Source organism: Tateyamaria algicola (assembly GCF_047715485.1).
Lineage (GTDB): Bacteria > Pseudomonadota > Alphaproteobacteria > Rhodobacterales > Rhodobacteraceae > Tateyamaria.
Genome location: NZ_CP180422.1, coordinates 2,481,310 through 2,490,261 on the forward strand (window position 1 = coordinate 2,481,310; position 8,952 = coordinate 2,490,261).

The 8,952-nt window shown below is 60.3% G+C and carries 14 protein-coding genes; 9 read left to right on the forward strand and 5 right to left on the reverse strand.

What is annotated here, in order from left to right:
* Positions 1-11 precede the first annotated feature (11 nt).
* From ACMHLQ_RS14585 to ACMHLQ_RS14600, 4 genes are all read left to right on the forward strand, one after another.
* Positions 12-815, forward strand: coding sequence for a hypothetical protein (locus tag ACMHLQ_RS14585; protein ID WP_415401423.1), 804 nt, complete (start codon positions 12-14; stop codon positions 813-815).
* Positions 816-846: 31 nt separating this feature from the next.
* On the forward strand, positions 847-1,710 hold the full coding sequence (locus ACMHLQ_RS14590) for a D-amino-acid transaminase (protein ID WP_415401424.1): 864 nt from the start codon (positions 847-849) through the stop codon (positions 1,708-1,710).
* Between the two features lie 135 nt (positions 1,711-1,845).
* On the forward strand, positions 1,846-2,742 hold the full coding sequence (locus ACMHLQ_RS14595; protein WP_415401426.1) for an SPFH domain-containing protein: 897 nt from the start codon (positions 1,846-1,848) through the stop codon (positions 2,740-2,742).
* Positions 2,742-3,020 carry an NfeD family protein gene (locus ACMHLQ_RS14600; RefSeq protein WP_415405291.1) on the forward strand — a complete coding sequence of 93 codons (279 nt, stop codon included), beginning with the start codon at positions 2,742-2,744 and terminating at the stop codon, positions 3,018-3,020. Before ACMHLQ_RS14595 ends, ACMHLQ_RS14600 begins: the two co-directional genes overlap by 1 nt.
* A gap of 8 nt (positions 3,021-3,028) precedes the next feature.
* Here the strand turns inward: ACMHLQ_RS14600 and ACMHLQ_RS14605 are convergent, their stop codons facing one another.
* From ACMHLQ_RS14605 to ACMHLQ_RS14615, 3 genes are all read right to left on the reverse strand, one after another.
* On the reverse strand, positions 3,029-3,619 hold the full coding sequence (locus ACMHLQ_RS14605) for an OsmC-related (seleno)protein (protein ID WP_415401427.1): 591 nt from the start codon (positions 3,617-3,619) through the stop codon (positions 3,029-3,031).
* Positions 3,616-3,930: a DUF1244 domain-containing protein gene (locus ACMHLQ_RS14610; protein ID WP_415401428.1), complete on the reverse strand. Its 315-nt coding sequence runs from the start codon at positions 3,928-3,930 to the stop codon at positions 3,616-3,618. The genes ACMHLQ_RS14605 and ACMHLQ_RS14610 overlap by 4 nt, the downstream gene beginning before the upstream one ends.
* Positions 3,931-4,009: 79 nt before the next feature.
* Positions 4,010-4,747 carry an N-formylglutamate amidohydrolase gene (locus ACMHLQ_RS14615; protein WP_415401429.1) on the reverse strand — a complete coding sequence of 246 codons (738 nt, stop codon included), beginning with the start codon at positions 4,745-4,747 and terminating at the stop codon, positions 4,010-4,012.
* 103 nt (positions 4,748-4,850) lie between these two features.
* Here ACMHLQ_RS14615 and pyk point away from each other — a divergent pair, with 103 nt between their 5' ends.
* From pyk to ACMHLQ_RS14640, 5 genes are all read left to right on the forward strand, one after another.
* Positions 4,851-6,296 (forward strand): pyruvate kinase, encoded by a 1,446-nt coding sequence (gene pyk / locus ACMHLQ_RS14620; protein WP_415401430.1) that lies wholly within the window; start codon positions 4,851-4,853, stop codon positions 6,294-6,296.
* A gap of 30 nt (positions 6,297-6,326) precedes the next feature.
* Positions 6,327-6,548: a hypothetical protein gene (locus ACMHLQ_RS14625; RefSeq protein WP_415401431.1), complete on the forward strand. Its 222-nt coding sequence runs from the start codon at positions 6,327-6,329 to the stop codon at positions 6,546-6,548.
* A gap of 133 nt (positions 6,549-6,681) precedes the next feature.
* A complete protein-coding gene (gene rpmI / locus ACMHLQ_RS14630; RefSeq protein ID WP_027263382.1) occupies positions 6,682-6,882 on the forward strand; it encodes a 50S ribosomal protein L35 in 201 nt (66 codons plus the stop codon).
* A 15-nt stretch (positions 6,883-6,897) separates the two neighbouring features.
* Positions 6,898-7,260 (forward strand): 50S ribosomal protein L20, encoded by a 363-nt coding sequence (gene rplT / locus ACMHLQ_RS14635; protein ID WP_415401432.1) that lies wholly within the window; start codon positions 6,898-6,900, stop codon positions 7,258-7,260.
* A gap of 169 nt (positions 7,261-7,429) precedes the next feature.
* Positions 7,430-7,867: a BLUF domain-containing protein gene (locus ACMHLQ_RS14640; protein WP_415401434.1), complete on the forward strand. Its 438-nt coding sequence runs from the start codon at positions 7,430-7,432 to the stop codon at positions 7,865-7,867.
* A 4-nt stretch (positions 7,868-7,871) separates the two neighbouring features.
* Here ACMHLQ_RS14640 and ACMHLQ_RS14645 read toward each other — a convergent pair whose 3' ends face one another.
* Positions 7,872-8,105, reverse strand: a complete 234-nt coding sequence (locus tag ACMHLQ_RS14645; RefSeq protein ID WP_415401435.1) for a hypothetical protein — start codon at positions 8,103-8,105, stop codon at positions 7,872-7,874.
* Positions 8,102-8,929, reverse strand: coding sequence for an OmpA family protein (locus ACMHLQ_RS14650; RefSeq protein WP_415401436.1), 828 nt, complete (start codon positions 8,927-8,929; stop codon positions 8,102-8,104). Before ACMHLQ_RS14650 ends, ACMHLQ_RS14645 begins: the two co-directional genes overlap by 4 nt.
* Between the last annotated feature and the right edge of the window lie 23 nt (positions 8,930-8,952).

The following is an 8,952-nucleotide window of genomic DNA, read 5'->3' on the forward strand; positions in this document are numbered from 1 at the left end:
GGGGAAAATTTATGCGTTTGATTGCTGGTCTGTTTGTTCTGATTTCGGCCCTGTCCATGGCGACGGCGGGCGTGGGCCAGGAGGCATGGACCGTCACGCTGACCTCAAAGCAAAGCAAACAGCTTGCAGGGTTGGCGGCAGAGGACGCCATAACCGCCTTTGCCATATCGCCGGACGGGCCTTGGGGGCGGTCATGGGGCTATGACTCAAAGGCCAAGGCGGAACTGAACGCCTTGCGCTATTGCCGAGAGAACTTGCGGCGCCGTGACCGCGATTGCCTGATCTATCAATCGGATGGCCAGCGAGTCGTTCCGGACGTTGTGCAAACCCGGCGCGTGTCCGAGGTGTACAAACCCCTCAACGGGCGCAAGGCGGCCAGCGTGTTTGGGCGCGTCGCGTTCAATTTTCAGGGCGATGCGGGCGCTGCGCGGGCGCAGCTTGCTACGGCCCCGACCAAACGCGCCGACCTCACCGAGGATCGCGCGCTGCGCAAGGTGCTGACGGGGCGGACGTTGATGACCACAAAAGCCAAGGGTTTTGCCGTGACGTTCGAGGACGTGTGGGCCGAGCATTCCGCGTCTGCAAACAGTGGGATCATCACCGTTTTCTTCGACAGTTGGACGGTGACATCGAGCGGGCTTGTCTGCATGTTCGATGGCTATTGGGAAAGCACGCGCAAACCGGTGGGGACGCGGTGCATGGTGTTGAATGCGGCTGGAAACGGCCTTGTCGACATGTCGTGGGACAATCGACCGAATGCGTCGGTCAAAGGGCAACTGATTGCAGGCGATGCACGTTTCGCCGCAGTGAAATAACCACGGGCCTCGGCCCGCGCAGTGAGGATGAATGATGCGTACAGTCTATGTGAATGGCGACTACCTGCCCGAGAATGAAGCCAAGGTGTCGATCTTTGATCGCGGGTTTTTGATGGCAGATGGCGTGTACGAGGTGACCAGTGTGCTGGATGGCAAGCTGATCGACTTTGACGGTCACGCGGTGCGTTTGCAGCGTTCGCTGGATGAGCTGGACATGCGTTCGCCCATTTCCAAGGAAGACCTGTTGGAGGTGCACCGCGAGTTGGTGCGCGCAAACGGGATCGAAGAGGGGATGATATACCTCCAGATCACGCGCGGCGCACCGGATGACCGCGATTTCGTCTTTCCCGACCCGGAGACAACCGCGCCCACAATCGTGCTGTTCACGCAGAACAAGCCCGGCCTTGCCGACAATCCGGCCGCTAAAAAGGGCATGAAGGTCATCAGCATTGACGACATCCGCTGGGGCCGTCGCGACATCAAGACGGTGCAGCTGCTTTACCCTTCCATGGGCAAGATGATGGCCAAGAAGGCGGGGGCCGATGACGCCTGGATGATCCAGGACGGGTTCGTGACCGAAGGCACCTCGAACAACGCCTATATCGTGAAGGGCAACAAGATCATCACCCGCGCCAAATCCAACGATATCCTGCACGGGATCACACGTGCCGCTGTCCTGCGTTTTGCCCAAGAGGCGCAGATGGAGATTGAAGAACGCAATTTCACCATCGTAGAGGCGCGTGAGGCGGACGAGGCGTTCATCACATCGGCCTCCACATTCGTGATGCCCGTGGTGGAAATTGACGGTCAGGCGCTGGGGGACGGCACGCCCGGTCGGGTGGCCCCTCGCTTGCGCGAAATCTACCTGGATGAAAGCCGCAAAGCGGCTGTTTAAAGGATCAAAAGCGCCGCGTTTTGCGGCGCTTTCGTTCGTCCTGACGGGTGGGTGTGCGGCCATTCCACCTTGAAAAGCAGGTGGATCATCACCATCTCGTTATGTAAATCTTATTTACTTTGAGGGACGAATAAAATGAATGAAGAGCTGATCCTGAGCCTCTTGAGTGAAAACCTGATCCTGATTCTGGGTGCGCTTTTCCTGCTGTTGTGCCTGTTTCTGGGCGTGCGGATCGTGCCGCAAAGCGAGAAATACGTTGTCGAACGTTTTGGCCGCCTGCATTCGGTTTTGGGGCCGGGCATCAACTTTATCGTGCCGTTCCTGGATGTCGCGCGCCACAAGGTGTCGGTACTGGAACGCCAGTTGCCCAATGCCAGCCAGGATGCCATCACGTCGGACAACGCGCTGGTGCAGGTCGAAACCAGCGTGTTCTACCGCGTGACAGAGCCTGAGCGCACCGTGTACCGGATCCGCGATGTGGACGGCGCTGTGCAGACGACCATTGCGGGGATTGTGCGGGCTGAGATCGGCAAGATGGAACTGGACGAGGTACAGTCCAACCGCTCGCATCTGATTGCGGAGATCAAGCTGCTTGTCGAAGAAGCCGTGAACGACTGGGGAATCGAGGTAACGCGCGCCGAAATCCTTGACGTGAACCTTGATGTGGCGACTCGTGAGGCGATGTTGCAGCAGTTGAATGCTGAACGCGCGCGCCGAGCGTCGGTCACAGAGGCCGAGGGCCACAAGCGCGCCATCGAATTGAATGCGGATGCCGAGCTTTATGCGGCCGAGCAAGCCGCCAAGGGCCGCCGGATCAGCGCCGATGCCGAAGCTTATGCAACACAGGTCGTGGCCGAGGCCATCGCGGCCCACGGGATCGAATCCGCGCAGTACCAGGTCGCGCTCAAACAGGTCGAGGCCGTGACCGAGATTGCGCGCGGTGATGGGCAACAGACAATCGTGTTGCCCGCGAGTGCGATGGATGCCTTTGGCGAAGCCTTTGGCATGCTGGCGGGAAGGAGCAAGAAATGATGGACCTTTGGACCCTGTGGTGGGTGTGGATCGTTGCCGCGCTTGTGCTGAGCATCATTGAAGTCTTCGTGCCGGTCTTTGTCTTTCTGGGCATGGCTGTGGGGGCGGTTGTGGTTGGCATTGGTCTCGCCTTTGGCCTGCTGGGCTGGATTGCGACGCTGCCTGTGTTGCTGATCATCTTTGCCGCTGCGTCGGTCATCGCGGCCATCGCCCTGCGCTCCGTCATTGGGGTGCGCAAGGGTCAGGTCAAAGTCTGGGACCGCGATATCAACGACTAGATCGCGGATTAGGCCCCGTTGCCGGACCGGCTGACCGTCTCGTCCCCATTGTGCACCAGCCGTGTGGACCACGGGATTGGATTGCGCAGGGCAAAGTGGGCCATGCAGGCCCCCTCGGCTTCATCCAGCAGTGCCTGAATTTTCTCGCGCGGCTCGGGGCTGTCGATCAGCACGTGGGTTTCGACCAGTTCGGTTTCGCCCTGCGTCGTGTGACCCAAATCGCGCATATGCGACAGGTTGGTCTTGAACCGCACCCTTTGTTCCAACTTCAGCGACGTGATCTCGATCTTGCGGGCGGTGTAGATGTCCGTCAGGTGCGTCATCAGGCAAAAGCCAATGCCCGCGCAGAAATAGGCCAGCGGCGGCGGGGCCTGATCATCGCCGACGGGGGGCTGTTCATCGCAATAGAGCTTGAGCGGGGAGAAGCCGGGGATGTTCACAGACACGGTGCCTGTCTTTTGCTGCTTGCTATGCGCTTCGGCGACCAGGTTGACCTCGAATTGCAGCGGTTCGGGTGGTTTGGCGCGTTTGAACGGGTCGGGGGTAAAGGCGGTGGGCGCGGCCACGGCCTCGCCCCGTTCGCCGACACGGTAGGTCACGATTTGTCACCAACATTCTCGGCAAACGCCGTCTTGAACGCCTCTTGCTGCGCGCCGGTCGCATCCGTCTGGTAGTTGGCTTTCCATTCATCCATGGTCATGCCGTAGAATTCCTCGCGCGCGGCATCCTTGGATATCTCGATCCCCTTTTCCGCGGCGGCCTCTTGATACCAGCGCGACAGGCAGTTCCGGCAAAATCCGGCAAGGTTCATCATGTCGATGTTCTGCACATCCGTGCGGTCCTGCATCAGGTGTTGGCGCAGGCGGCGAAAGGCGGCGGCTTCGAGTTCGAGCTGGGTTTGTGCATCCATGGCGGCGGGTCCTCTTGGTTGGGGTCGGACTGGGGCTCTGCCCCAGACCCCGGGATTTTTGGAACAGAGAAGGGTTGGGTCAAAGATTGGCGTTGGCGCGGGCGGCTTCAAGATGTGGGGCCAGTCGGTGGGCCCATTCGGTTTGCCCTTTGGGCGCCGCGATCAGGTCCTGGCGCAGTTCGAGGATCACGTTTGGACGCCCCGGAACATGGGCGTGCTGGCTGAGCGCGTCGCCGGGAAAGAAGCCTGCATAAGGGGCGTTGTCGCCCACGGGGCTGGACAGCACGGATTGCAGCCCGGCGATCAGCGGGTCGGCGATCCGCCGGTCTTGCGCTGACAGCACACCGATTTCCCATGGGCGCACGGCGCGCCCTTTGAGTTGCGGTGTAAAGCTGTGCATGGACAGGAACGTGATATCCTTGTTGCGTGCCGTGTGTGCGATGGCGTCGTGGTAGGGGCGGTAAAGCGTGTCGAGCCTGCGCGTGCGCTCTGCTGCGTCGAGATAGCGGTTCCCTGCGATGATCGTGCCATCGTAAAGCTGCGGGATCAGTGTGGGATCGTCGGCACCCCGGTTCGGGTCGATCACCAGCCGCGAAAAGTTCGAGCAGATCACCGGTGCATTCAGCGCCTCGCCCAAGGCCAGTGCCGTGCCCATGGCCCCGATGTCATAGGCGATGTGTCGGCCCATCTCGGCCTCGGGCAGGCCAAGTGTGCCACCCCCGACAAAGCCGGGCACGGTGTTGGTCGCGTGGTCGCATGTGATGACCCAAGCGCCTGTTCGTTCAGCACCGTGGATAGAAAATGGGGAATATGTCATGCCAATGTCACCTGATCTGTTGCAGGTTTAGGCCAGTTGCCTACGGAAGTGAATTGGGCAATAAGGTGCCCGTTAGCGGTATCATCCAGAGGGGCCTCAGATCATGAGACGTATGCGGAACGTGAAAATCGTGGCCACGCTGGGCCCGGCCTCGGATACTTACGAGATGATCCGCGCGCTGCATGAGGCCGGGGCGGACGTGTTTCGCCTGAACATGTCCCATGGCAGCCACGAAGAGATTGCCGAGAAACACGCCATCATTCGCAAGATCGAAGAGGACACCGGATCGTCCATCGGCATCCTGGCCGACCTTCAGGGCCCCAAGCTGCGTGTCGGCGTGTTTGCCGACGAAAGCGAGATGCTGGAGGAGGGTGCAAAGTTCCGCCTTGATCTGGACACTGCCGAGGGCGACAGTAACCGCGTGTGCCTGCCGCACCCGGAAATCTTTGCCGCGCTTGAGCCGGGAAAGACCCTGCTCGTCAACGATGGCAAGATCCGTCTGACGGTCGAGGCGTGCGGTGCGGATTTCGCCGATTGTGTCGTTGTGGCAGGTGGCGTGATTTCCAACCGCAAGGGCGTGAACGTACCGGATGTCGAGCTGCCCTTGGCCGCCCTGTCCGACAAGGACCGCGCCGACCTTGAATTTGTTGCCGAACTTGGCGTGGACTGGATGGCGCTCAGCTTTGTTCAGCGCCCTGCGGACGTGGAAGAGGCGCGTGATCTCGTCAAGGGCCGCGCCGCCATCCTGTCCAAGATCGAAAAGCCCAATGCGGTCGAGCGGTTCGACGAAATCCTGGCCGCCAGTGACGGTATCATGGTGGCCCGCGGCGATCTGGGTGTCGAACTGCCTGTGCAGAACGTCCCGCCGATCCAGAAGCGGTTGGTGCGCAAATGCCGCAAGGTGGCCAAACCCGTCATCGTGGCGACCCAGATGCTGGAAAGCATGATTGAAAGCCCCATGCCGACCCGTGCCGAAGTGAGCGATGTGGCCACGGCCATCTACGAGGGTGCAGATGCGGTTATGTTGAGTGCCGAGAGCGCGGCGGGCAGCTATCCGATCGAGGCGGTGACCACCATGGACCGCGTTGCTGCCGAGGTCGAACAGGACCCGACCTATACCCAGATCATCGAAGCGAGCCGCAGCGTCAACGGCGGCTCGGTCGCTGATGGCATCGTGGCGGCGGCGCGAGAGATTGCGGAAACCGCTGACATCAAGGCGATCTGCTGCTTTACCCAAAGCGGCACAACGGCGCTGCTGGTTGCGCGTGAACGCCCGCGCGTGCCGATCATTGCCCTGACGCCGCTGGTGGGCACGGCCCGCCGTCTTGCGCTGAGCTGGGGATGCAACTGTGTCATCACCGGCGTTATGGACCGGTTCAAGGGGGCAGTTGTCGGGGCCGCCAAGGCGGCGCGTGAACAGGGATTTGCGGGCGAAAACGACCAGATCGTCGTTACTGCGGGTGTCCCCTTTAACGTCACCGGCACCACCAATATCCTGCGGGTTGCGCCCTGTGATGAACGTTTGATTTACTCAACTGATCCAGAGTAATCTTACCAGCACTATAGGTAAGGTACTAGAATGAGCCCTGATTTGTATCTGGTGCTCGGCATCATCATTGCCGGGTTTTCCATTCCGTCCGTATTGTCCGCTATTTCCGACCGTCGTGCGCCACGTGCCTCTGCGGTTACCATTCTGATTGCCGGTGGCCTGATCCTGCTGGCCGTGCAGACCCAACCCGGTGGCTACACCTTGCAGGAAATCCCGGATGTCTTTGTCCGGGTGATTGCACAGTTCATCTGACAGCGCGCAGGCGGCACGCAATTGCCCTTGCCATACCGGAAAGGACCTCCTATACGCCCATTTCGTTCCGCGCGTCCGGCCCAAGTGGCATGCCGAGTCGCGCATCTACCGAACTCAAAGACAGGAGACGGAAATGCCCAAGATGAAGACGAAATCGAGCGCCAAGAAGCGCTTTAAAGTGACCGCGACCGGCAAGGTCATGGCAGGTCAGGCCGGCAAGCGCCACGGCATGATCAAACGCACCCGCAAATTCATCCGTGACGCCCGTGGCACCACGACCCTGTCGGCCCCCGACGCCAAAATCGTCAAGGGCTTCATGCCCTACGACCGCTGATAGGAGGATACGCACATGTCCCGCACCAAAGGTGGAACCGTCGCTCACGCCCGTCACAAGAAGGTCATCAAAGCCGCCAAAGGTTACTATGGCCGCCGCAAGAGCACCTTCAAGGTCGCTCGTCAGGCCGTCGACAAGGCGAACCAATACGCAACGCGTGACCGTCACAACCGCAAGCGCAACTTCCGCGCGCTGTGGATCCAACGCATCAACGCCGCCGTACGCGCCCATGACGAGGCGCTGACATACAGCCGCTTCATCAACGGCCTGAACCTGGCCGGCATCGAAGTGGACCGCAAGGTTCTCGCCGATCTGGCCGTGAACGAGCCCGAAGCATTTGCTGCGATCGTGGACCAGGCCAAGGCACAACTGGCGTAAGTCAGTGCGGCAACAGACCTGTTCTAGGCCACCTCGAAAGGGGTGGCCTTTTTCAATTATAGTCCCGGTTGAAAATGCACGCAAAGCAGTGCACATCGGACTATTTAACTTGATCTTGTGGCAACTTTAGTCGGATCATACCATATCTGCTAAAGTAATAGGTACTGCCATGAATCTCACTCGCCTTGTTTACTATTCGCAGCGCAACCCGTCCGAAAGCATGGATGCGCAGGCCCTTATCGAGACGTGCAAACGCAATAACGGTCGGATGAACCTGACAGGCATGCTGCACTACAACGGTGATCACTTTATGCAGGTGATCGAAGGCGGTAGGGTCGAAGTGTCGGCGCTGTACCACCGTATCGCGCGCGATCCGCGCCACAGCAATATCATCCTCCTGGCCTGTTCCGACGTGCGCGAGCGGATGTTCCCGACATGGTCGATGGGGCTGCATCAGGGCATGGATGACCGCACGCAAAACATCTACCTGCGCTATTTCTCGACCGACGTCGTGAACCCGGAAACGGTGAACGTGGAAAGCCTGTTGGACGTGCTCCAGGACTTGTCAGTGGAACTGGCGCCGCAACTGCGGATCGACCACGGTTAAGTCGTCAGCGGCGCGCCTTGCGCCGCTCGCGGGTCAGGGCGTTTTCCGCCGCGCGTGCGCGGTCTTCGGCCACCTTGGCCCGGCGCCGCAACTTGGCGGCCTCTCCAGACAGAACGGCAATCCAGCTTTCGCTTTGGCGGGTATATTTCTGCCGGGCAATCATGAACCCGACCGCCGCAGCCCCGCCAAGCAGCAGAAGAGCGACGGCAAACTGGATTGCGATCAGGCCCATGTTCATTGCAACACCTCTTTGCGCATCACCCGCAATTCAACACGGCGGTTGATCGCGTCTTCGGCATCGCTGCCTTCGGTCAGGGGCGCGCGCGAGCCGAAGCCCACGGCCTCGAATTGAGAAACATCGACTGCCAGTGAGGCCAGAGCGTTCAGCGTGTTTTCGGCCCGCGCCCAGCTGAGTTGCAGATTGATGAGGTCCGTGCCGGACGTATCGGAGTGACCTGCGATTTGCACATGCGCTGCGGGGCATTCATTGATCTGCGCGCCCACCCTGGCCAGCGTGACCAGATCGTCCGGTCGGATTTCCGCACTGCCCGCATCGAAGTTCACGACCGTTTGGGCAACTTGCGCCGCCAGCGTGTCCACGCAATCGGCCAGTTTGGCAGGTTGGGCAGGCCGCGCAGTCACGGGTACGGACATTGCGATATCCTGCAATTCTGGCGCGGTCGATGCGGGTTGTGGCAGTTCGTTGTTCAGTGCGGTGACCCAAGGCAAATCGGTCGGCGCAATAGGTGCGGTTTGCAGGGGTTCCTGTTTTGCTTCAACTACTTGCGGGGTTTCCGTCGGGGTCGGTTCTGCCGTCACTACCGTTTCCTCGGCCTGCGCGGGGTCGACCGAATCAAGAGGCGCTGCGGCTTGTTCCTGCGCGCCTGACAGGTTGAGGCTGTAAACCCCAACCCCGGCCAGAATGAGTATGGAGGCCGCTGCGGCTCCGATCAGTTTTGCGGTGGACCCGCCGCCCGATTGTGCGACACGATCGGCACTGGCTAATGTCAAACCCGCAGCGCGCAGGGCGCGGACATCCCGTTCTTTGCTTTTCCGAACCATTTTCACTAACCCCTTGTTCTAAA

Excerpts from the sequence above, each read along its gene's own strand:
- ACMHLQ_RS14585 (WP_415401423.1), top strand. The coding sequence starts at position 12 with ATGCGTTTGATTGCTGGTCTGTTTGTTCTGATTTCGGCCCTGTCCATG.
- ACMHLQ_RS14590 (WP_415401424.1), top strand. The coding sequence starts at position 847 with ATGATGCGTACAGTCTATGTGAATGGCGACTACCTGCCCGAGAATGAA.
- ACMHLQ_RS14595 (WP_415401426.1), top strand. The coding sequence starts at position 1,846 with ATGAATGAAGAGCTGATCCTGAGCCTCTTGAGTGAAAACCTGATCCTG.
- ACMHLQ_RS14600 (WP_415405291.1), top strand. The coding sequence starts at position 2,742 with ATGGACCTTTGGACCCTGTGGTGGGTGTGGATCGTTGCCGCGCTTGTG.
- ACMHLQ_RS14610 (WP_415401428.1), bottom strand. The coding sequence starts at position 3,930 with ATGGATGCACAAACCCAGCTCGAACTCGAAGCCGCCGCCTTTCGCCGC.
- ACMHLQ_RS14615 (WP_415401429.1), bottom strand. The coding sequence starts at position 4,747 with ATGACATATTCCCCATTTTCTATCCACGGTGCTGAACGAACAGGCGCT.
- pyk (WP_415401430.1), top strand. The coding sequence starts at position 4,851 with ATGAGACGTATGCGGAACGTGAAAATCGTGGCCACGCTGGGCCCGGCC.
- ACMHLQ_RS14625 (WP_415401431.1), top strand. The coding sequence starts at position 6,327 with ATGAGCCCTGATTTGTATCTGGTGCTCGGCATCATCATTGCCGGGTTT.
- rpmI (WP_027263382.1), top strand. The coding sequence starts at position 6,682 with ATGCCCAAGATGAAGACGAAATCGAGCGCCAAGAAGCGCTTTAAAGTG.
- rplT (WP_415401432.1), top strand. The coding sequence starts at position 6,898 with ATGTCCCGCACCAAAGGTGGAACCGTCGCTCACGCCCGTCACAAGAAG.
- ACMHLQ_RS14640 (WP_415401434.1), top strand. The coding sequence starts at position 7,430 with ATGAATCTCACTCGCCTTGTTTACTATTCGCAGCGCAACCCGTCCGAA.
- ACMHLQ_RS14645 (WP_415401435.1), bottom strand. The coding sequence starts at position 8,105 with ATGAACATGGGCCTGATCGCAATCCAGTTTGCCGTCGCTCTTCTGCTG.
- ACMHLQ_RS14650 (WP_415401436.1), bottom strand. The coding sequence starts at position 8,929 with ATGGTTCGGAAAAGCAAAGAACGGGATGTCCGCGCCCTGCGCGCTGCG.